We start from the raw sequence: 20,077 nt of genomic DNA on the forward strand, positions 1-20,077 counted from the left end.
CGCGAGCCACTCGGGCCGCGCGGACGCGGAATCTCGTGCGTCGATTCGGAGCGACGCGCGCCGGAGAGGGGCCCTTGGCCCGGGCTCTCTTCGCGCGCGTCGCGGGGTGTCAGGTGCCGGAGAGCGCTTTCACCAGCACCGTGAGCGCCTTTTCGCTGCGGATCGCGCCCTGGTGGTTCTTGAAGAGACCGTTGAAGAAGTACCCCGTCTCGTCGACGTCGGTGAGCTCCACGGTCTGGTTGTCGGCGCCCGCGAGCGCGCTCGCGGCCTCGGAGACGAACTCGTCTTGAAAGGTGCCTTCTTTGATGTCGCGCATCACGAGGGTGAGGTAGCGCACCTTGTTTCCTCCACACACGCCGGCCTGCCCGTACGCGGTGTCCCCGTCGCGGCACGGCGTCTCCCATGCGCCACCCGGGCCGTTCAGGGGCTTCGAGAAGTCCGTGTCCACGAACGCCGTGCGATCCCCGAGCTCGCAGGCGATGCGCCCTCGCATCGTCGGGTTCGCGCCGCACAGCTTCCGAAACGTGGAGACGCCGTGGTGCCCACCCGCGGCGAGCGCCAGGAGATCGATGCGCTCGAAGGGCTTCTTCTTCGCGCGGTGCAGCCTCCGGAGCGCGTCGCGCACGATCGTCGAGCCGACCGAGAACGACACGATCGATATCTTTCGGCCGGGGTAGGCCGCGAGCACGCTGTCGACGAGGTGCTCGAGGATGGGCGTCGCCCACGCGTGATCGAAGTTCTGCGCCGCGTTCTCGGTGTCGTTGTTCCCGGCCGGGTCGTCCGATTTGTCCTTTCGAAAGTCGACGGCGAAGACCCGGAAGCCCGCGTCGACCAGCCGCTCGGCGAGCATCGGCTTCGCGTCGGCCTTGTCGGCAGGGAACTTCTCCCAATCGGCGGGCGTGGACGAATTGCCGTGCACGAGGACGACGATGGGCTTCTTCGTGTCCTCGCGATCGGCCGGGTAGGCCTTCGCGGCGCACGTGTAGCCCGGGATGCTCGCGGCCGGGTACGAGAGGCCCGCCGGGGTGCACCCGGGGTGGCCCGCGAGGACGCGGTACTTCACGGAAGGGGCGTCGGCGTTGCCCGGGTTCTGCGACGGGTCCGACCCCTCGACGACGACCGTAGCGTCGGTGCCACCTCCGTCGGCGCGCGCGAGCGAAGCGTCGGACGTGAGGCAGCCCGCGGGCGCGACGAAGAGCGCCGAAGCGACGGTGAGACCGAAGAGCGAGGCGAGGGAGGGACGAAGAAGGGAAATCATGACGAGGTCCTGTCGGCGTGGGGAGGGCTCATTCGCCCGGGGTGGGCTCGGCTTCGAGGTCGGCGTGCGCGTCTTCGGGCGAGGGCGCGCGGGTCCTCCCGAGCGTGGCGAGGACGAGCACGACGAGGCAAAGCTCGAGGATCGACGTGACGATCATGACCGCGAAGCCGAGGGAGGTGCCCGCGCGCTCCGCGAGGGTGGCCGTTGCGAGGGGGAGGAAGCCGGCCACGAAGGCGCCCACGTGGTACGTGATGCCGACGAGCCTCGCCCGCGCCTCCGCCGGGAACATGGTGGTGAGCAGCATCGGCGTCACGCCGCAGAAGCCCGCCCCGAACGCCCCTCCGAGGAACGCACCGACGCCGAGGTGCGACGGCGGGTGACCCACGTAGAGCGGCATCACCAGCACCGAGAGCCCGGCAGGCACCACGATGGCGAGCGCCACGCTCCGCTTCGCCGCGACCACACCGCTCACGATGGCCCCGAGCATCATGCCGACGTTGAACAGCGCGACGAGCACGAACGTCTCGTGTGCGCCGAGGCCGAGCTCGACCTTCAAGATCGTGGGATAGAGGCCCGTCAAAGCGTAGTACGCGCCGAAGCCGACCGACATCGCGAGGGCGCCCCACACCGCGCGCCCGAGGAGCCCCTCGTGCTTCGCGAAGAGGACCCGGAGCGGCTCGGGCCTCGCCTTCGCGACCTTCTTCCACTCTTCGCTCTCGGGCACCCACGAACGCAGCGGGAGGACCAAGAGCGCCGGGAGCGCCGTCACGACGAAGAGCGCACGCCACCCGAAGCGAGGGACGACGAAGGCCGATACGGCCGCCGCGAGCAAGTAGCCGACGGCCCAGCTCCCCTGGAGCACCCCCGACGCGATCCCGCGTGTCTTCTTGGGCCAGTTCTCCATCGCGAGCGTCGTGCCCGAGGTCCACTCCGCGCCCATACCGAGCCCGAAGAGCGTGCGGAGCACGAGGATCGCGGTGAAGCTCGGGGCGAGGGCGATCGCGCCGTCGCACACGGCGAACCACACGACGCTCACGAGCAGCGGGAGCTTTCGGCCCCACCGGTCGGCGGCCTTCCCGGCGAAGTACCCGCCGACGAGGCGCATGAGCAGCGTGAGCGCGATCGCGCCGGCGCTCGCCGTGTGCTTCACGCCGAAGGTCTTCTCGATCTCCGGCATCACGAGCAAGAACGCGGTGAAGTCGAAGGCGTCCATGACCCACCCGGCCCAGGCCGCGGCGAACGTGATGGCCTGGGCCTTCGTCGGCATACCCTCGCGGCTCACGGCTGCCTCCGCGAGCGACGGCGCACGACCTGCGCGGCGACGACGAGCCCGAGGGCGACGAGCGACAGCGCCGAGGTCCGCGTCGCGCCAACCTGCATACTGCACGTACTTCCGTTGCGGCTCCCGTAGTCGGCGTCCTCGGCGGCGTTCGTACCCCCCGACGGTCCGGAGGCGTCCGGGCCCGCGCTACCCGAAGGTCCGCTCGGCTTCGCCCCCGCGTCGGCCGCGGAGCCACCGTCGGTGGAAGGGGTCGGAGTGGCGCTCGAGCCGACGAGGCCGAAATGCTCGGCGATGCGCACGGAGGCGCAGATCCCCTTGTCGTACGCGTAGGCGCCGGCGGTGCCGCAGCCCGCCATGATGGGCACGCCGTGGTCCATGCCCGCGATCTCGTACGACTCGACGACGACCGCCCCGCTCGCGCTCTTCCAGGCTTCGTGCTTCTGGCCGTCGACGGTGTCGGTGACCTGGGGGGCCTCGGGGAGCCCGTGCACGTTCGACCACTGCTTCGTGATCTGGGCGCGGTTCGACGGGCCCACGACGGTGTCGCTCGCACCTTGCCACACGGAGATCTTCGGCCACGGGCCCGTGAAGGTCGGGTGGGCCGCGCGGACCTTGTCGCCCCACGCGTCGGCCGTGAAGGTCTTGCCCGGCTTCTGGCACGACGAGACCTCGGCGTACGTCGTGGTGCAGTTGAACGGGATGCCCGCGATGGACGCCGCGCCCGCGAAGACGTCGGGCCACGTCGCCGCCGCGAGCAGGGCCTCCGCCGCGCCCGCCGAGAAGCCCGCCACGAAGACCCGCTTCGGGTCGAGCTTGTGGTCCGCGACGAGCTTGTCGACCATCTGCTTGATCGAGAGGTTTTCGCCCTGACCGCGCGTGACGTTCGCGGGGTTTCCGTACTCCCCGGCCCAGTTGAAGCACCGAAGGGGGTTGTTCGCCGTCTGCTGCTCGGGATACCCGACGACGAAGCCGTTCGCGTCGGCGAGCGTGTCGAAGCCGTACCGCGTCGCGTCCGCCGCGGTCTGCGTGCACCCGTGCATGACGAGGAGGAGCGGCGCGCCGGGCCGAAGCGCGGCGGGCACGTGCGCGTAGAGCTTGAGCGCGCCGGGGTTCGACCCGAACCCGGTCACCTCGACGAGCGAGGGCGTCGCCGCCTGGCTCACGGCACCGACGGACGTCACGGAGATCTCCGGAGAAGGAGCGTCGGCGCTGCAGGCGGCCGCGGCGAGGGCGAGGAGGAAGAGGGGGAGCTTCTTGCGCATGGTGCGCGCCCTTGAGCAGCGTCCATGCCAGGAGGTCACGCGCACGAAACCTCGTAGAAACAAGCCGATCGGCCCTCGCCGCGTCACGCGTGACGCACCGAAATCGAAGGTCGCCCGCGTCCTCGGCGACGCGAGCGCTCGGACCTCGGGGGCCGAGGTCGCCAGAAGGCTCGGGCGCCGACACGTCGGCACGCTCGAACGCACCGCGGCACGACGGTTGCTGTTCGGCGAGCATGCTCCGACCCCTCTTCGTGTCGCTCCGCCCTGCCCTCTCCCTCGGCTTCCTCGCGCTCGCCATCTCCTTCGCTGGCTCGGGCTGCGCCGACACGAGCGAAGCGACCGGCGCATACGACCCGTCGTGCGCCCCCTCTTCTTCCGTGGGCGCGCCCTTCGGTCCACCGCGCGAACCGGGCGAGGGCGATCCTCCCGTTCCGTCGGGGCCGACCGGCGCTCCTCCCGCCGCCGGGACGACGTCCACCGTCGACGACTTCGGCGACAACCCCGGGAAGCTCCGAATGCATTTCTATGCGCCGAAGACGCCCGCGGCCGACCCGAGCGTCGTCGTGGCGCTCCACGGCTGCACCCAGTCGGCCCAAGCGTACGAGGCCGCCGGATGGAACGAGCTCGCCGACGAGCGCGGGTTCTTCGTCGTCTATCCGGAGCAGGTGACGGGCAACAACTTCAACCGGTGTTTTCGCTGGTTCGAGCCCGCGCAGATCGCACGCGGGGGCGGCGAGGCCGCGTCGATCGCGGCGATGGCCGAGTACGCGAAGCGCGCGACCGGGGCGAAGCGCGCGTTCGTCACGGGGCTCTCCGCGGGGGGCGCGATGACCGCGGTGATGCTCGCCACCTACCCCGACGTCTTCGAGGCCGGCGCCGTCATGGCCGGGCTCCCCTACCGCTGCGCGAGCGGAATGGTCGACGCGTACTCGTGCATGAGCCCCGGTCGCACCAAGACGGGCGACGCGTGGGGCGATCTCGTGCGTGCGGCCTCGAGCGTGTCGGCGAAGGCGCGCCTCCAGGTGTGGCACGGCACGAGCGACTCCACGGTGAAGCCGATGAACGCCGGCGAGCTCGCCAAACAATGGGCGAACGTCGGCGGAGCGAACGAGACCCCGAGCAAGACGGACAAGGTCGGCTCGGCCACCCACAAGACCTACCTCGACCCGTCCGGCAAGGTGCAGGTCGAGACGTACGAGGTGCCGGGGATGAGCCACGGCGTCGCGGTCGATCCGAAGGGTGGCTGCGGCAAAGCCGGCGCGTTCGTGCTCGACACGGGCCTCTGCTCGTCGAAGCTCGCGGCCGACTTCTTCGGGATCTGAGGCTCGCGCGTGGCCACCGCTCGGCCCATTCCAGGCGCCTGGAAAAAAATTCCAGGCACCTGGAATGCGAGGGGGCCCGGGTCAGCGCCCCTCGGCGACTCCGGCCACCCAACGCACGAACGGCGCGGCGGCCTTCGCGTGTTTCACGATCGTCGTCAGGATCTTCCGCGACACGAGCTCGGCCGGCTCGAGCTTCGGGAACATGACGATGAGCCCCTTCCGCTTCAGGAGCTCGGCGCGCGGGTGGTCGGGCTCGAGCCCACGCGGCACCTTCTTCAGCGTCTCCATCGAGTCGAGAGAGAACCCCTTCTTCACGAGGCCGAGCACGATCTTCTCGATCTCTTTTCCGCGTTTTTCGTCGGCCACGGCCGCGCGGTACCGAGCGAGCGCCTCGGGGCCCATGCCGTACATGCCCGCCGCCGCGAACGACTCCGTGCCGACCTGCACGTAGAGGGCGGCGCTCACGTCGAGCGCGACCTTCGCGTGACCGAGCGGGACGAGCCCACCGGCGTGCGTCTTGTAGGGAGACTTGTCGGCCGAGAAGCGCACGTCGCGGTGGATGCGGAAGACCTTCGCCTCACCGAGCTCGAAGTCCGGATAGAGATCGTCGACGGCCTCACGCGCCTCGGCGAGGAGCGCCCCGAGCGGCTTTGCCCACCCCTCGTCGTACTCGGCCTTGTGCGCGGCGAACCACTCGCGGTCTTGGTGCTTCGCGAGCGCGGCGAAGAACGCGCCCTTCCTGTCGGCGAACCCTTCGAATCGATCGGTCGGCATACGCGGAGCGTACAGCGTGCCCCGTGGGGCACGAGACCGAAATGCCGCCGAAGGGCGCGCGGCTACCCCGCCCCCGAGAGCAGGCGCTCACGGAGCCGTTTCCCGGCGACGTGCAGAAACGCGTCGCGGAGATGGTCCTCGACGGCCGCCCAATCGGGCCGTGTGTCGAGCACGACCCCTATCCACCCGCTCGGGCCCACGTACGGCGGGCGAAAGTAGCGTTCGGGGGCGGCTTCGACGAGCGTCGCTTGCACGCCGTCCGGCGCCGGCACCCACACGGACAGATGCTCGGCGCCGTGGTGGTGGTCGTCGAGCATCGCGAACACCTTGCCCTTTCCGGCGAACCACGTCGGTGACCCGTGAGAGATCCGCTCGTTCGCGTCGGGGAAGGCCAAACACAACGCGCGCAGGCGAGCCACGATCGCCTCTTTGCCGCCCTCGGCTCGCCGCTTCGCCGCCATACGGGCATCGTGCGCGATGTCGGGCCTCGTGAGAAGACCGCACCTTGCCGCCTCGAAGGGCGCGAGGTACGCATTCTGGGTGTCCACCTACCGCGAGGCCGGCTCCCGCCCCGAGCCGAGGGACGTCGAAGCCGAAGCGATCGCCGAGCTCGTGGCGCGGGCGCGGCGCGTACGGATGCGCGTGCTCGTGCCGGGCGTCGTGCTCGCGCTGGTCGTAGGCGGTGTGCTCGCGGTCGCCGTCCGGGAGGCCCAGTTCGTGGTGCTGAACGCGCACTTCCCGTACGCCACGGCGCTCATGGTGGCGCCGGTGGTCGGCTTCGCCATTCGCGCGGTGCAGCGCCTCGCCGACGCCGCGGTCGGCGCACGGGCGAGCGCGTGGCGCCGAGAGCTCGTGGGGCGCCATGGGCTCGACGCCGAGTCCCTCGAAGAGCTCACGCGCTTTCTCTGACGGCGCACGCGAGCGCACACTTCGTCCTACACGCGAGCTTCACGCTGGCGCACCGTGCACGAGCCGCGCACCCGCGCAGTCCTTGCTGGCCTGGGAGCTCCAGCATGCGCGGGCGGACAGAGCCGGAGCGGCGTGACGGAGCCCATCCGGCGGGCCCACGACTTGCACTTCACCCTCGGATGGCGTTCCGTCGGAAATGTCTCACTGGGCTCATAGCGGCGGTGATGGTGGCCTTGGTCTCGAGTGGCTGTGAGCCACCCAGACCGGCCGCCCCGAGCAAGCCGATCGAGACGGAGATCGTCGTCGACGCGCCTCTCGATCCCGTATGGGACGCCACCGTGGAGTGGTTCGCGACGCGCGGCCTGCCGATCAAGAACATCGACAAGACGTCGGGGCTGCTCGCGACCGAGCACGTGATGCCGACCTCCCTCGTGGCGACGGTGATGCACTGCAACGCCCCAGCCCCGAAACCGAACGGGAAGGTGGAGCTCGTCGAGCACCGCACGCACTTCAACGTGCTCCTCCGCGCCCAAGGACCACGACAAACCAAGGTGACGGTGAACGCGTTCTTCGATTGCCTGGCGAACAGCTACGAGAGCGTCGGCCTCTTCGGGGCGGACGTGCGCCTCGACTCGAGCGTGCGCCAAAAATGCACGTCCACGGGAACGCTCGAGCGCTCCATCCTGTCGCGGTTGGCGAGCATCAAACCCACACCGGCGACCGAGAGCGTGACGGCCCCTTCGGCCTCCGCGGCGCCGAGCGCGACGCCACCTGCCGCGCCCGCGGTGAGCGGATGCACCACCGACGCCGAATGCCGCGGTGGCCGTGTCTGCCGCGAGGGAGCGTGCACCACACCGGCGTGCGCGAAAGACGTGGACTGCCCCGCGCCCCAAATCTGCGAGGGCGGGGTATGCCGAGCGCCGACCCCGTGAGCGAGGACCGTCACGTGGACCGACGCGCTGCGAGCTCCGCCTCGAGGGTCGCGATGCGCTCGTCTCGCTCCGCGAGCGCCCGCGCCACGTCGCTCGCCTCGAGGCGCTGGGGGATGTGCTGCGGGCAGTTCCCGTCCCAGGCGACGACCTCGATCACGAGGGCTTGTTCGGGTTTCGCGTCGTAGCCCTCGGGCATCAGCGCGGAGACGCGGGCCGGGTCTTCCTCGACGTGCGCCGTCCCCCAGATCTTCACGCGCGCGCGCTGCGCGTAGTCGATGAGGAAGAGCTGCACCTTCGGGTTCTCGGAGAGGTTCCCGAGGCTGATGTACTGCCGATTTCCCCTGTAGTCCGCGAACGCGAGCGTCCGCGGCCCCGTGACCCGCAAGAAGCCGGGCGGCCCGCCACGGTGCTGGATGTACGGCTGCCCCTCCGCGTTGGCCGTCGCGAGGAAGAAGCTCCTCTGCTCCGCGATGAACGCCGCGAGCGACGCGTCGATCTCGGTCTCCCAGCCACCTGCAGCCTCCATACGCGCGTAGGCCGCCCGGGACCCACGCTTCGCCTGGATGGCCTTTACCGCGGGTGTGAACGCCACGTCGCTCGGATAGGTAAGCGTCCTCGTCATGTCGCATCTCCTGGAGCTGCGCGGCGGACCGGCAGGTCCACGTTCCGCGTCGGGTTCAGAATCGGAATCCGAGTCAGAGCCCGAGCTCGGTGAGGCCCGGGTGATCGTCCGGACGGCGCCCGAGGGGCCAGCGAAAGAGCCGTTGCCCCTCCGCGATGGCGACGTCGTTGATGCTCGCCTCGCGGCGTCGCATGAGCCCGTCGGCCTCGAGCTCCCACAGCTCGTTGCCGTAGCTCCGTCTCCAGGCCCCCGCATCGTCGTGGCACTCGTACACGAAGCGCACGGCGATGCGGTCGGCGGTGAAAGCCCAGACCTCCTTGATCAGGCGGTACTCGAGCTCCGCGCGCCACTTTCGCTCGAGGAAGGCGCGAATGGCGTCGCGCCCCTGGAAGTGCTCCGATCGGTTCCGCCAACGGCTCCCCTCGGTGTACGCGAGGGCGACCCTCGCGGGATCACGGCTGTTCCAAGCGTCCTCGGCCAGCCGAGCCTTGAGGGCGGCGGTCTCGGCGTCGAAGGGAGGCAGAGGCGGTCGTTTCATGGGTCGTCCTCGCGGGTGTTCGTGAGCATCGAGCTATCCGAGGAGCGGCCAGCGCGCGTCGGCCTTCGCCACGAAGCTCGAGGGATCGGCGTCGAACATCGCCTTGGCGGCGGGGCTCGAGAAGCGGAAGGTGCGGCCCGCGTAGTGGCTCGTGGAGCTCGCGTCCGACGGCACACGCTCGCCCATGGACACGGCGACCGTGCACAGCCCCTCGTACTCGGCGTGCGCGCGCACACTCGGGAAGTCGACCTCGGTCGAGGCCACGCCATTCATGTAGTTCGTCAGGGTGTTCAAGGCGACGTGCGCGACGATCTCGACGAGCTCCGCGTCGGAGTGCCCCGCCTTCCGCGCCTCGTCGAGGTCGGCTCCCGAGACATGACCACGCGTCGTCATGACGGCCTTGGCGAAACGAAGGGCCGCGTCGGCCTTCGGGTCGAGCGAGCGCGCGTGCCGAGCGGCGTCGAGCTCGCCGTCGTCGAGCTTGGCGAGTTGCTTCCCGAGGTAGGTGTGCGCCGAGAGGCAGTAGTCACAGCCGTTCTGCTCGGCGACGGCGATGGCGATCCGCTCGCGCGTCTTGGCGCCGAGGGCACCCTTGGCGAGCGCGCCGTTCAGACCGAGGTAGCCATCGAGGGCGGCAGGGCTCTGGGCGACGAGGCGGAAGAGGTTCGGCACCGAGCCGAGCTGGGCTTTCACGGCCTCCAGCAGCGGCTGAGAGGCAGAGGGCGTGGCGTCGATCGAACCGGGAATGGCGATGCGGGACATGATGGCTCCTTCGGTTGCGGCCTCCGTCATCGGGCCGTGTCGTGAAGGTGAGGCTTTGCGCGACGCGGAACAATGGATCCGATTGGCATGCACTCGTGCAGATGATGCAATAGTGCTCATGGACCGCTTGGAAGCCATGAAGGTGTTCGTCACGGTCGCCGAGCGTCGGAGCTTCTCGGGCGCGGCGGGACGGCTCGCGATCTCCTCCTCCGCGGCCACCCGCATGGTCGCCGCGCTCGAGGCGCATCTCGGGATCCGCTTGCTCCATCGCACGACTCGCTCGGTCACCTTGACGGACGCAGGCGCCCGGTACCTCGAGAGCGCCCGGAGAATCCTCGCGGCCATCGACGACACCGAGAGCAGCGCCCGGGCCGAGGTCACCGTCCCTACGGGGCGGTTCGTCGTGGCGGCGCCGCTCGTGTTCGGTCGGCGCGAGGTGGCACCCCTCCTGTCCGCGTTCCTTTCGCGCTACCCGAAGGTCACGGGTGAGCTCCTTCTCGGCGATCGTGTGGTGAACCTCCTCGACGAGGGGGTCGACGTGGCCGTCCGCATCGGATCGCTCGAGGACTCGAGCCTCCGCGTGCGCCCCGTCGGGAAGACGCGCCGCGTGCTCGTCGCGAGCCCGCGCTACTTGGCAGCCCACAAGCCGATCCGTCGTCCACGCGACCTCGCCCGCCACGCGCTCGTCCAGTTCACGGCCCTCTCGCCGACGCCGGAGTGGCGCTTCCCCACACGCGGGGGCGACGAGAGCGTCCCGTTCCGCCCCGTGCTCGCGACGAACAGCGCGGAGGCCGCGATCGGTCACGCGGAGCGCGACGGGGGCATCACGATGGCGCTCTCGTACCAGGTCGTCGACGCCGTTCGTCGGGGAGGGCTGCGCGTGGTTCTCCCCCGACTACGAGCCGCCTCCCCTGCCGATCCAGCTCGTCTATCCGGGGGCGCGCCTCGTCTCGGCGAGCCTCCGGGCCTTCACCGATCTCACGCTCGAGACATGCTCTTGGGCCTTCGTCGATCTCCGAACATGGGCGAAACCCGAGCCTGAGAGGTGACTCCGACTCCGAGCGCGAGCGGCAGCCGCGCGCCTTGGGGAGGAACGAGGCTCGGCCGTCCACGCGCGACGCCTCCCGCCCCCGCGCGCTCCCGATCTCGGTATGCTGCTCCGTCCATGAGCGACAGGTACCCTCGTGATCTCCTCGGCTACGGCAAGAACCCTCCGCACGCGCGGTGGCCCGGGCACGCGCGGGTCGCGGTGCAGCTCGTCCTGAACTACGAGGAGGGCGGAGAAAACTCGGTGCTCCACGGCGACGCGGGCAGCGAGCAGTTCCTCTCCGAGATGTTCTCGCCCCCGGCCTTTCCGGCGCGCCACCTCAGCATGGAGGGCATCTACGAGTATGGCTCGCGCGTCGGCGTGTGGCGCATCCTGCGGGAGCTCGAGAAGCGCAAGCTGCCCGTCACGGTGTTCGGCGTCTCCATGGCGCTCGAGCGCTGCCCCGAGGTGACCGCCGCGTTCGTCGAAGCGGGCCACGAGATCGCGTGCCACGGGCACAGATGGATCCACTACCAAAACGTCGACGAGGCCACCGAGCGCGAGCACATGGCCCGCGGCATGGCCGTGATCGCCAAGATGACCGGCGACGGCGCACCCGACGGGCGAGGCCCCCGCGCGCTCCACGGCGCGGGCTGGTACACCGGGCGGGACTCGCCGAACACACGCCGCCTCGTGGCCGACTTCGGCGGCTTCGAGTACGACAGCGACTACTACGGCGACGATTTGCCCTTCTGGCTCCAGGTGCGCAAGACCTCGGGGGAGCTCGCCCCGCACCTCGTCGTGCCGTACACGCTCGACTGCAACGACATGCGCTTCGCGTTGCCCCAGGGGTACAGCCACGGCGACGAGTTCTTCGAGTACCTCCGCGACGCCTTCGACGTGCACTACGCCGAAGGCGACGAGCGCCCCTCGATGATGAGCATCGGCATGCACTGCCGCCTCCTCGGCAGACCGGGGCGCATGCGCGCGCTCCAACGCTTCCTCGACCACGTCGAAGCCCACGACCGGGTGTGGGTCGCGAGGCGCATCGACATCGCGCGGCACTGGAAAGAAGCCCACCCGTTCGACCCGAAGACGGCCTTCGTCTGGGGGTGATCCGATGCCCGCGCCGGGCGACAAAAATGTGACACCAAGTGCCACATGCTCCGCGGTGGTTCTCTGGGCCCCTAGGATTTTCGGGCGATTTCTCATTCCAGGCGCCTGGAATTTTTTTCCAGGCGCCTGGAATGGAGGAGCTCCTCGCCTCGATCGCAGGGCGCGCGACGGCGCGAGGCGATGGGTCAGCGCGGTCGTCGTGGTCGCGTCCGTGGGCGCCTGCGCATGCGCGTGCGCCTCACCTACCCCCGAGGGGCCTGGGCGCGAGACCGTGCAGCGAAAGGCCGTGCCCGTCGACACGAGCCCGCCCGACGCGAGCCTCGACACGGGCTCGCCCGACGCGAGCCTCGACGCGAGCGGACCCGAGCCACCCCACGGGCCTCGGCTCCTCGAGCTCGGGTACCACGTCGACAAAATCTACCGCGAGCGCCACTACACGTGGCGGCAGGTGGCGACGCTGCACTGGCAGGCCGTGGCCGACGAGCTCCCTCCCCTCCCCGCGCCCCCGACCACGAAGGCGTCGGGGTGTGCGCCGGGCATGGTGCGCGTCGAGGGAGGGCTCCTGCTCGACGAACGGGGCCACGACGACACGGATCGCGTGCTCGAGGCCCAGGACCGCACCTGCGAGCGCTGGCGCGTACCGAAGCGCGTCTGCGAGAGCTTCTCGGAGGCGATGTGGAGCGCAGTCCGGGACACGCTCCCGCGAAGGCCTATGCGGTTCTGCATGGATCGCTACGAGTACCCGAACAGGCTCGGAGAGTATCCCCTCGTCGTGACGACGTTCTCGGAGTCGGAGGCGTTCTGCAAGAAGGAGGGGAAGCGCCTCTGCACGGAGAGCGAGTGGACCTTCGCGTGCGAAGGAGAAGAGGGGCGCCCCTACCCGTACGGCTACACGCGCGACGCCACGGCGTGCCCCATCGATCGGCCGCGCGTAGAGCCCCCGGAGGGCACCTTCGCCCCCCGCACCACGGGCCACACGGCCCGCGGCATCGACGCCATGTGGCAAGGCGAGCGCGCCGGCGCGTTCGCGCGGTGCACGAGCCCCTTCGGCGTGGCCGACATGACGGGCAACGTCGACGAGTGGACGCGCTCCACGCGCGCTTGGGGCTACCGCATGATTTTGAAGGGCGGGCACTGGTCGTTCGTGCGTGCGCGCTGCCGCCCGCAGACGCGAGGGCACGGTCCGCTCTACGTCAACGTCGAGACCGGGTTTCGCTGCTGCACCGACGGGCCGACCGACACCGCCGACCCTTGAGGCTCGAATCGGGTCGCGCCGCAGCGGAGACGGGCCGACGCCCCGCGCCGAGGGCTGCTATGCTCGCGCCATGGTCCTCGAGCTCTCGCCCCGCCCACTCCCCCCGAGCGCACCATGAGGCGCGACGTCGGCCTCCGTTGTCCGTGTGGCGCCGTGCGCGGCGTCGTTCACGAGGTGTCGCCCGGCACGGTGAACCACGTGGCGTGTTACTGCGACGACTGCCAGACGTACGCGGCCTTCCTCGGCACGGACGGCATCCTCGACGCGTGGGGCGGCTCGGACATCGTGCAGGTCGGGCCCGCGCGCATGCGCTTCGTCGAAGGGCGCGAGACCCTCCGCTGCGTGCGCCTCTCGCCCAAGGGCCTCTTTCGGTTCTACGCGCCGTGCTGCCACGTGCCCGTCGGCAACTCTCTCCCGAACCTGCCGTTCGTCGGCGTCCCGCGGGCGCTCTTCGCGATCGAGCCCGCCGAGACCGAGGCCGTGCTCGGGCCGTCTCCGGGCATCCATGGGCGGTTTTCGCACGGCTCGCCCCCGAGCACCGTTCACCCGAAGATCGCCCCCATGGTCGCCGCCAAGACGGCCGCGCGCATCGCGACGTGGGCCCTCGTCGCGCGGAAGCCGAGCCCCCTCTTCGACGAACGCGGGCAGCCCATCGTCACCCCCGAGATCCTCACGAAGGACCGCCGGGAAGAGCTCCGCGCGAAGGCCATGGCGGGCTGAGAGGTCAGCGGCCGTCGACCAACCGCTGGAGGCGCGCGGCGTGCGGCCCCTTGGGGCTTTCGGAGAGCGTGCGCTGCGCGAGAGATCGGGCTTCGTCGATACGCCCGGACGTGACGAGCGCGTCGACCCGCAGCACACGCGCCTCGAGCCCGAGCCCTCCCTTCGGGTGAGCGGCGGCGTACCTGTCGAGGCTGGCGAGGCAGGCGGCGGCGTTCCCTGCGCGCAGGTGCCCACGTGCTTCGTCGAGCAGGTGAAGCTCGTCGCTCAAGGACGACGCCGCGGGCACCGACGGGGCGGGCAGCGCGGAGACAGTAGGCGGTGCGCCGAGCGCCGACGCGGGGCGGTCGCCCGAATGGCCGCTCCCGTGGCCCACGGGCACGTCGCGAGGGAGGTCGCTCGGAGTCCTCGCGCTCGCGGAGAGAGGCGTGGCGGCGAGCGACGACGGAACCAGGGAAGCCGCCGGAGCCGAGGAGGGTACGGCCGGCGCCTGCACGATACCCTCGGGGAGCTCGGCGAGCGCAGGGGCGGACGACGCCGGCTGCACGAGCGCGGCGGACGCTCTCGGCGCGACGGGCGCCGACGAGAGCGCGGCGGGTGGCGCGGGCGGCGCGACCGCGACAGGCTCGCGCGAGGCTGCAACGACCGCCGCGCCGATCGACACGGCCCCGACGACGGCAGCCACGAACACGGCCTTCGCGCCGAAGAGCCCCGCCGTCACCTTCACTCCGGCCGTGCCCGCGAGCGCCTGCGCCCCGCCCGCTGCGCCCGAGGCCGCACCCGACGCCGACGCCGCACCCGCGCCGACGGACGTGCTGGCCGCACCCGACACGACCGCGGCCGCCGCCGCGATGCCGAGCGCACGCGCCGCGCGAGAGCGCCCCTCGCCCCCTGGTCTCTCGGCCGCGCCAGCCACGAGCATGCGCGTCGCGGCGTTTCCCTCGCCGAGCTCGTCGACGAGCCGTTTCGGATCACTCATGGGGAGCCTCGCGGGACTTCGGAAAGGTTTCCTCGACACGGACGTGGAACGACTCGCGCGCGCGCCGAAGACGCGACGCGACCGTACCGGGGGGGATCCCGAGCGTCGCGGCGATCTCGGCCATGGTCATGCCCTCGAGCTCGAAGAGCACGAACACCTCTTGGAGCTCTTCGCCGAGGCTCGCCAAGATCGCGTCGAGGGCCTCGCGGGCCTTGCGCTGATCGAGGAGCTCCTCGAAGCTCGGTTGGTCGGTCGCGGCCAGGGTGGCGCCGAGGTCGTCTTCCGTCGATACGTTCTCGCGCCGCACCTCGGCGCTGCGTCGCACCGTCGACGCGACCTTCAGCGCCGCGCCGCAGAGGAACGCGCGCTCGTTTCCGAACGGGATCTGCGCGAGCTTTCGTGAGGCCACGATGAAGACCTCTTGGGTCGCGTCGTCGGCACGAGGCGCGGAGAGCCCTCGGCGACGGAGCACACGCCAGACGAGATCGTAGTGACGATGGAACATGTCGGCGAGGCGCTCGGGCGCGACGAGCTCGGGCGACGGAGCCGGTCCGTCGCTCGTGGCGCGCGCTCTCACGAAAGGATCGGCCAAGGTTCTCCCCGAGGGCTCCGACATGGCGGGCGCGGTCATGGCACCTTCACCCGCACGCCCACACCTACCTTCGCATAAAGCGCGGGGGCTTCGTACACGGAGGTGTCGGGCTCGGCGTAGAAGCGATCGAACGCGAGCGTACGCCCGACCATGGGGCGCACCTCCAAATCCAAGAATCGCCCGAGCCCGACCGCGAGCGGGGCCGACAGCCCGACGGCCGACCACATGACCACGTCGGACCTCGGCACGGCCACCCGACCGAGAGACTCGACGGCCCCGACGAGCCCGAAGGCGCACACCCGCGCGCCGAGCGCGCCGAAACCGAACGAGAGACCACACCCTTCGAGCTCTCCGTCGGTGAACGTCAAGAGCGCGCGGCGACCTTCTCCCTCGACCGAGGCCGGCAGCGTACGCCCGATCGACGCGCGAAAGGCCGGCGCGTACCACGCTCCACTCCACTCGACCGAGAGCCCGAGACGCGCGCCGACCGAGAGCCCCCCGAGCGAGCCCACCTCCACGAGCGCCGACGGCACGAAGCGCGGCCCCGAGAGGCGTGTCGCGGGAGACGTCGACACCCGAGCCGCCTCGGTCCGCGCCGGCGCGGGGGCCTCGGGCGGAGGGATGGGCCTCACCGGCGCGGCGGGCCTCGGAGGGTCGGGGGGAGTCGCGTCGGGATCGTAGGCGAGCGCGATCACGAACGCGATGGCGCTCACGGCCTCGGCGCAGCTCGACGCCGCGACCTCACGAGGGAGGCCACCCGCGAGCACGAGCCTCGCGGTGTAGGACTCGCGGTCCCGGGAGATCGCCACGTCGACCTCGGGTCGCCCCTCGCCGAACGCGAGGGCCACCTTGCCGCTGCGCTGAGCGACCTGGCGCGCGAGCTCGGGGGCCTCCGGGCAGCCCTCGGGGGCCGAGTACCGGGTGGCGATCGCCGGCTCCGCCCCGCGAGCCGTGGCCGGCACGAAGGCGACGAGCGCGCACGCCGCGACGGCCCACGAGAGCCGCACGCGCGCGCGCGTCGATCGATTCGGCACGGAGCCCATCGTAGCCGTTCGAGCCTCCGTCAGAGGGGCGAGCCCACGCAGCTGCCCGCGCCCGGAATGGTGCTCGGCACGGTGAAGGTGACTTCGAGGGTGCCGAGCTTGGCCTTGTAGGTGCCGGCAGCGATGCTCGCCACGCTGCACGACCCGAAGCCTCCGCCACTGCAGTCCGGAGTACATGCCGGGCCGCCGGTCGACGCGAGGCAGAACTTGCCGTCGAGCGTGATCTCGTTGTTCTCGTTCTTCTGCACGGCGCACGAGGCCTCGACCACCTGGGTGCACGAGGACGAGTGGCACCCAGCAGGGAACACCTGGAACCCCACGTAGCCCCCCTCCACGAGCGAGGCCGTCCCAGGCCCACTCGGAGTTCCGCGCACGCACAGCCGAGCCACCGCCGTGTCCTTGCAGGCCGCGCCGCCGTCCCCCGCGTCGCCGACGTTTGGCGGCGCGCACGCCCGGGCGCACTCCGCGGCGCTCTCGAAGTTGTTCGCGTTCCCTCCGCAGCCGCCGTACGTGAAGGCCTCGCACTGGCCCGTGGCCGCGTTGAACCAGAAGCGCGGCATCGCCGCCTCGCAGGGGCCCACCACCTTGGGGAGCGAGCACGTGCCCGCGTCTCCGACGGCGCCATCGGTGGCTCCGCTATCGGCGGCGCCGGCGTCGCCATCGCCCCCGACCGAGACGTTGCTCACGCTGCACGCGGCCACGACCGAACCGACGACGAAGAAAGAAAGTAAGGATTTCATGGTTCGAAGACCTCCGAGCCCCCCTATGGGAGCACGGGCGAAGATTGATCACGCCCGGCTCACTTTTTTTCACGAAGGCCCGAATTCGGCCGAAAATGTGCCGTTCGCGCGTCACCCGAGCCGCTCTCGGCGGAGCGGCCGCCACCTGTACCGGCACGGGAGGGGGATGTGCAGCGCCGAGTCGAGCCGGGCGCCCGCGAGGGGGCCCCGCTCCATCCACGGCACCGACACCGAGAGCGGGCGCGCGAAGACCTCGCGCCAAGGGTCCCGGTCGATCGTGAGAACGTACACGTACCCACCCGGGTCGACGCCGAACGCGTCGTAACACTCGACGAGCGCGGCCCGCAGGTCGGGCGGAGAGACCCAGGGGCTCGTGGGCGGCGCGACCTGACCGGGAGACACGTCGAGCACGACCCGCGTCTCGGCGAGAGGCCCCTCGGGGGACGACACGAACGTGAGCCGCGAGCCCTCCTTCGAGAGCGACACACGAGCCGCCTCGAAGTCGTGGAATTTGAACTCGACGAGCGCGTTCCCCACCGCGCGCATCACGGCGTGGTCGGTCTCGCTCCGCACGAAGTACCCGCCGCGGCGAACACCATGCTTCCCCGTGTACCGGACGGCCGCGCGGTAGCTCACCTGATGAAAGTCGACCCCGAAGAGCGCCGGCACGCCTTGAGGGCGCATCTCGCGGAGCCGAGAGCACAAGACCTGCACCCAGGCGGAGCCGTGGAAAATCTCGGGCTCGAGCGGCGCCGGCAGGAGCGCGGCGAGGGCCTCGGGCCGAACGGCGTAGTTGAGCGAGAGCGCGTCGTGCCACTCGGTGCGAACGGTGGTGAGCCACGGCACCGAGGGGCACTCCTCCATTCCCGGGGTGCTCGGCGACGGGTCCAGGGCGCGCTCGATCGCTGCGTGCACGCCGAGGAGCTCGGCGCCACCCCGAGGGAGGAGCTCGAGGCCCGAGCCACGGATCGAGAGGCAGCCCCGCGCGACCAGCGCCTCGCACGCCGACAGCGCGTCCTCGGCGCCTACGCCCACGTCCGCCAGGACCGAGACGAGCTCGTTCGCGTCGAGCCCGGACGGCGCGGCGGCGAGCGCACCGAGCACCGCGATCTCCGCGAGCGGCGGCGCCGAGCTCACGACACGCTCCCCTTCTGGAGACGGAGCTTCTGCCGATGCAAGAGCGCCCCGCCCGTTCCCTGCGTGAGGGCCCAGAGCACGGAGAAGATGGCGAACTGCGCCTTCGGGAGGAGCGCGAGCACGATGGCCATCGCCGCCCAGATCGCCGCGGGCACGTACCAGACGCGGCCCATGATCGAGCCCATCGTCGAGAAGGTCATGGCCGCGACGATGCACGCGACCGCCGGCATGAAGAGCATCACCCGAACGCCGAGCAGGTAGTTCACCACCGCCGTGAGCACCATCGCGCCGACGAAGGTGTTCCACACGGCGAAGGTCTGCCGATCGATGAAGGACCTCCCCTTCGCCTCGCTCTTGCCCTTGAGGAGCACGATGAAGGCGCCGTTGAACACGAAGACCACGGCCCAGAGGGCGACGAACGGCCACGGCTCGAGCGCCCCGCCGGGCCGAGAGAGCAAGACGTGGGTGCCCATGAACCCGGCGCCGTTCGTGAAGGCCGAGCAGAGCCAGATGAGGCCCCAGTTCTGGAGCGCCGTGTCGTCCCGGGTCTTCGACGCGAGCTTTCGAAGCACCTCGAGGGCCCCTACGGCCTCTTCACGATCCATCGCGCGAAGGTACAGCGAAACCGGCGTCCGCTCACGCGCCGCGCGGGGGAGGTCCCGACCGTGCTTTCGTGCGCCTCATCGTGTAAGCCAGTTGCGTCCCGAACCTCGGACGGTCACCATGACGGCATGCGAAAGCTCGGGCGGCGCCCCTTCCTCTTGTCCACGCTCGCGCTCGCCGCGTGCGGAGGGAACCTCGCCAAGAGCTCCGACTTCGGAGACAGCGGGCCGCCTCCGCCGCCCGAGCCGATTCGCTGGCCCGACTCCGGCCCCGGCGACTTCGGCCCCCCCGGGAGGTCCGAGCTCGTCGATTGCGCCGACCTGACTCCGACAGGGCCGCTCTCCGCGTTGGTGGGCCTGGCGCACGGCGCCCCTACGCTCCCCCGCCTCTACTCGTACACCACCAAAACCCAGGCCGACGGGCTCCGCGCGGGGGCCCCGATCTTCTCGAAGACCACGACCGACTCCGGCCACCGCGGCTACCTCTTCGACGTGCTCACGAAGCGCGAGAGGATCGGCGATCCCATCGCCAAAGAGCTCGCCTCGGAGAGGTTCGCCGCAGGGCGCTTCGCGTGGCCGTTCCTGGCCGGCACGCGCATCTCCCCCGAGCGCTACGGCGACGAGATCCTCTCCTTCACGTTCAAGCCCGAGACGCTCTTCGTCGCGTTCCAAGCCAAGATGGCGGGGTACCGCTTCTACGACGCCAAGGGCACCGAGGTCCCGAACGCCGTCGCGATGGCGACGCCCGAGCGCATCGCCGCGTTTTTGTTCCTGAACGACGAAGAGACCCGCATGGTGGGTACCACGGGCATCGCCTGCGCGGGCACGATCGACGTGGGCCTCGTGTACCGCGAGTTCTATCTCGGCAACGTAGGCATGCTCGCGGAGTGGAGCCTCGGCACCCAAGCGATCGTCGACCGCATCACCGCCGAGGTGGCCGACCTCCGCGCCCTGGCGAAGGAGCTCGACTGCTCCATGGGCCGCATCGGCCCCTCGTGCGACGCCGTGATCGCCCGGTGGTGGAGGGTCGGCGGCTCACGCATCGAGAGGCTGACGGGCTCGATGGCGTTCGCCACGCCGTTCGGGCGCTCGGGGCTCGGGCCCCAAGACCTGGTCCGACTCGCCGACGATCTCGAGTCTCTGCGCTTCGCGCCGAACCCGCTCGTGGTCACACCGTAGAGGCTCGCGTACACGAACGCACCTCGTCC

General features: G+C 70.7%; 21 protein-coding genes and 1 pseudogene. 8 read left to right on the top strand and 14 right to left on the bottom strand.

The features are described from left to right. Positions 1-109 precede the first annotated feature (109 nt). From IPK71_03650 to IPK71_03660, 3 genes are read right to left on the bottom strand one after another with little or no spacing between them, the layout of a single operon-like run. Positions 110-1,258 carry a hypothetical protein gene (locus tag IPK71_03650; protein ID MBK8212821.1) on the bottom strand — a complete coding sequence of 383 codons (1,149 nt, stop codon included), beginning with the start codon at positions 1,256-1,258 and terminating at the stop codon, positions 110-112. 28 nt (positions 1,259-1,286) lie between these two features. Beyond that, positions 1,287-2,540, bottom strand: coding sequence for an MFS transporter (locus IPK71_03655; protein MBK8212822.1), 1,254 nt, complete (start codon positions 2,538-2,540; stop codon positions 1,287-1,289). After that, positions 2,537-3,802, bottom strand: a complete 1,266-nt coding sequence (locus tag IPK71_03660) for a PHB depolymerase family esterase (protein MBK8212823.1) — start codon at positions 3,800-3,802, stop codon at positions 2,537-2,539. Before IPK71_03660 ends, IPK71_03655 begins: the two co-directional genes overlap by 4 nt. Before the next feature lie 233 nt (positions 3,803-4,035). On the opposite strand from IPK71_03660, the gene IPK71_03665 reads away from it, so the two are divergent. After that, positions 4,036-5,124 (top strand): PHB depolymerase family esterase, encoded by a 1,089-nt coding sequence (locus IPK71_03665; protein MBK8212824.1) that lies wholly within the window; start codon positions 4,036-4,038, stop codon positions 5,122-5,124. Between the two features lie 81 nt (positions 5,125-5,205). Here the strand turns inward: IPK71_03665 and IPK71_03670 are convergent, their stop codons facing one another. Continuing rightward, positions 5,206-5,898 (bottom strand): DUF2461 domain-containing protein, encoded by a 693-nt coding sequence (locus tag IPK71_03670; GenBank protein MBK8212825.1) that lies wholly within the window; start codon positions 5,896-5,898, stop codon positions 5,206-5,208. 62 nt (positions 5,899-5,960) lie between these two features. Further along, positions 5,961-6,359: an MmcQ/YjbR family DNA-binding protein gene (locus tag IPK71_03675; protein MBK8212826.1), complete on the bottom strand. Its 399-nt coding sequence runs from the start codon at positions 6,357-6,359 to the stop codon at positions 5,961-5,963. Between the two features lie 79 nt (positions 6,360-6,438). On the opposite strand from IPK71_03675, the gene IPK71_03680 reads away from it, so the two are divergent. Next, positions 6,439-6,807, top strand: coding sequence for a hypothetical protein (locus tag IPK71_03680; GenBank protein MBK8212827.1), 369 nt, complete (start codon positions 6,439-6,441; stop codon positions 6,805-6,807). Positions 6,808-7,031: 224 nt separating this feature from the next. Further along, positions 7,032-7,739 (top strand): hypothetical protein, encoded by a 708-nt coding sequence (locus IPK71_03685; protein ID MBK8212828.1) that lies wholly within the window; start codon positions 7,032-7,034, stop codon positions 7,737-7,739. A gap of 10 nt (positions 7,740-7,749) precedes the next feature. Here IPK71_03685 and IPK71_03690 read toward each other — a convergent pair whose 3' ends face one another. The 3 genes from IPK71_03690 to IPK71_03700 all read right to left on the bottom strand — a co-directional run bounded on the left by IPK71_03690 (position 7,750) and on the right by IPK71_03700 (position 9,661). Then, positions 7,750-8,361, bottom strand: a complete 612-nt coding sequence (locus tag IPK71_03690; protein MBK8212829.1) for a pyridoxamine 5'-phosphate oxidase family protein — start codon at positions 8,359-8,361, stop codon at positions 7,750-7,752. Positions 8,362-8,434: 73 nt separating this feature from the next. Then, positions 8,435-8,899 (bottom strand): nuclear transport factor 2 family protein, encoded by a 465-nt coding sequence (locus IPK71_03695; GenBank protein ID MBK8212830.1) that lies wholly within the window; start codon positions 8,897-8,899, stop codon positions 8,435-8,437. Between the two features lie 33 nt (positions 8,900-8,932). Further along, complete coding sequence (locus IPK71_03700; protein ID MBK8212831.1) at positions 8,933-9,661, bottom strand: carboxymuconolactone decarboxylase family protein; 729 nt, start codon at positions 9,659-9,661, stop codon at positions 8,933-8,935. Between the two features lie 118 nt (positions 9,662-9,779). Between IPK71_03700 and IPK71_03705 the strand changes: the two are divergent. From IPK71_03705 to IPK71_03720, 4 genes and pseudogenes are all read left to right on the top strand, one after another. Further along, a pseudogene (locus IPK71_03705) lies at positions 9,780-10,710 on the top strand (LysR family transcriptional regulator). Positions 10,711-10,826: 116 nt separating this feature from the next. Next, on the top strand, positions 10,827-11,804 hold the full coding sequence (puuE, locus tag IPK71_03710) for an allantoinase PuuE (protein ID MBK8212832.1): 978 nt from the start codon (positions 10,827-10,829) through the stop codon (positions 11,802-11,804). Positions 11,805-12,015: 211 nt separating this feature from the next. After that, positions 12,016-13,059 (top strand): SUMF1/EgtB/PvdO family nonheme iron enzyme, encoded by a 1,044-nt coding sequence (locus IPK71_03715; protein ID MBK8212833.1) that lies wholly within the window; start codon positions 12,016-12,018, stop codon positions 13,057-13,059. Positions 13,060-13,173: 114 nt separating this feature from the next. Then, positions 13,174-13,779, top strand: coding sequence for a hypothetical protein (locus IPK71_03720; GenBank protein ID MBK8212834.1), 606 nt, complete (start codon positions 13,174-13,176; stop codon positions 13,777-13,779). Between the two features lie 4 nt (positions 13,780-13,783). Here IPK71_03720 and IPK71_03725 read toward each other — a convergent pair whose 3' ends face one another. The 6 genes from IPK71_03725 to IPK71_03750 form a co-directional block, all read right to left on the bottom strand. Next, on the bottom strand, positions 13,784-14,755 hold the full coding sequence (locus IPK71_03725; GenBank protein MBK8212835.1) for a hypothetical protein: 972 nt from the start codon (positions 14,753-14,755) through the stop codon (positions 13,784-13,786). Further along, a complete protein-coding gene (locus IPK71_03730) occupies positions 14,748-15,386 on the bottom strand; it encodes a sigma-70 family RNA polymerase sigma factor (GenBank protein ID MBK8212836.1) in 639 nt (212 codons plus the stop codon). The genes IPK71_03725 and IPK71_03730 overlap by 8 nt, the downstream gene beginning before the upstream one ends. Then, entirely contained in the window at positions 15,383-16,381 is a 999-nt protein-coding gene (locus IPK71_03735; protein MBK8212837.1) for a hypothetical protein, read from the bottom strand. Before IPK71_03735 ends, IPK71_03730 begins: the two co-directional genes overlap by 4 nt. Positions 16,382-16,410: 29 nt before the next feature. Beyond that, positions 16,411-17,130, bottom strand: coding sequence for a BPTI/Kunitz domain-containing protein (locus tag IPK71_03740; GenBank protein MBK8212838.1), 720 nt, complete (start codon positions 17,128-17,130; stop codon positions 16,411-16,413). Between the two features lie 111 nt (positions 17,131-17,241). Next, positions 17,242-18,267 (bottom strand): DUF2071 domain-containing protein, encoded by a 1,026-nt coding sequence (locus IPK71_03745; protein MBK8212839.1) that lies wholly within the window; start codon positions 18,265-18,267, stop codon positions 17,242-17,244. Beyond that, a complete protein-coding gene (locus IPK71_03750; GenBank protein ID MBK8212840.1) occupies positions 18,264-18,872 on the bottom strand; it encodes a hypothetical protein in 609 nt (202 codons plus the stop codon). The genes IPK71_03745 and IPK71_03750 overlap by 4 nt, the downstream gene beginning before the upstream one ends. Before the next feature lie 126 nt (positions 18,873-18,998). Between IPK71_03750 and IPK71_03755 the strand changes: the two genes are divergently transcribed. Next, positions 18,999-20,048 carry a hypothetical protein gene (locus IPK71_03755; protein ID MBK8212841.1) on the top strand — a complete coding sequence of 350 codons (1,050 nt, stop codon included), beginning with the start codon at positions 18,999-19,001 and terminating at the stop codon, positions 20,046-20,048. Positions 20,049-20,077: the final 29 nt, after the last annotated feature.

This window comes from Myxococcales bacterium, assembly GCA_016712525.1.
Lineage (GTDB): Bacteria > Myxococcota_A > Polyangia > Polyangiales > Polyangiaceae > JAAFHV01.

Excerpts from the sequence above, each read along its gene's own strand:
- IPK71_03740 (MBK8212838.1), bottom strand. The coding sequence starts at position 17,130 with ATGAAATCCTTACTTTCTTTCTTCGTCGTCGGTTCGGTCGTGGCCGCG.
- IPK71_03725 (MBK8212835.1), bottom strand. The coding sequence starts at position 14,755 with ATGAGTGATCCGAAACGGCTCGTCGACGAGCTCGGCGAGGGAAACGCC.
- IPK71_03675 (MBK8212826.1), bottom strand. The coding sequence starts at position 6,359 with ATGGCGGCGAAGCGGCGAGCCGAGGGCGGCAAAGAGGCGATCGTGGCT.
- IPK71_03650 (MBK8212821.1), bottom strand. The coding sequence starts at position 1,258 with ATGATTTCCCTTCTTCGTCCCTCCCTCGCCTCGCTCTTCGGTCTCACC.
- IPK71_03700 (MBK8212831.1), bottom strand. The coding sequence starts at position 9,661 with ATGTCCCGCATCGCCATTCCCGGTTCGATCGACGCCACGCCCTCTGCC.
- puuE (MBK8212832.1), top strand. The coding sequence starts at position 10,827 with ATGAGCGACAGGTACCCTCGTGATCTCCTCGGCTACGGCAAGAACCCT.
- IPK71_03670 (MBK8212825.1), bottom strand. The coding sequence starts at position 5,898 with ATGCCGACCGATCGATTCGAAGGGTTCGCCGACAGGAAGGGCGCGTTC.
- IPK71_03755 (MBK8212841.1), top strand. The coding sequence starts at position 18,999 with ATGCGAAAGCTCGGGCGGCGCCCCTTCCTCTTGTCCACGCTCGCGCTC.
- IPK71_03690 (MBK8212829.1), bottom strand. The coding sequence starts at position 8,361 with ATGACGAGGACGCTTACCTATCCGAGCGACGTGGCGTTCACACCCGCG.
- IPK71_03660 (MBK8212823.1), bottom strand. The coding sequence starts at position 3,802 with ATGCGCAAGAAGCTCCCCCTCTTCCTCCTCGCCCTCGCCGCGGCCGCC.
- IPK71_03750 (MBK8212840.1), bottom strand. The coding sequence starts at position 18,872 with ATGGATCGTGAAGAGGCCGTAGGGGCCCTCGAGGTGCTTCGAAAGCTC.
- IPK71_03730 (MBK8212836.1), bottom strand. The coding sequence starts at position 15,386 with ATGACCGCGCCCGCCATGTCGGAGCCCTCGGGGAGAACCTTGGCCGAT.
- IPK71_03695 (MBK8212830.1), bottom strand. The coding sequence starts at position 8,899 with ATGAAACGACCGCCTCTGCCTCCCTTCGACGCCGAGACCGCCGCCCTC.
- IPK71_03685 (MBK8212828.1), top strand. The coding sequence starts at position 7,032 with ATGGTGGCCTTGGTCTCGAGTGGCTGTGAGCCACCCAGACCGGCCGCC.
- IPK71_03720 (MBK8212834.1), top strand. The coding sequence starts at position 13,174 with ATGAGGCGCGACGTCGGCCTCCGTTGTCCGTGTGGCGCCGTGCGCGGC.
- IPK71_03665 (MBK8212824.1), top strand. The coding sequence starts at position 4,036 with ATGCTCCGACCCCTCTTCGTGTCGCTCCGCCCTGCCCTCTCCCTCGGC.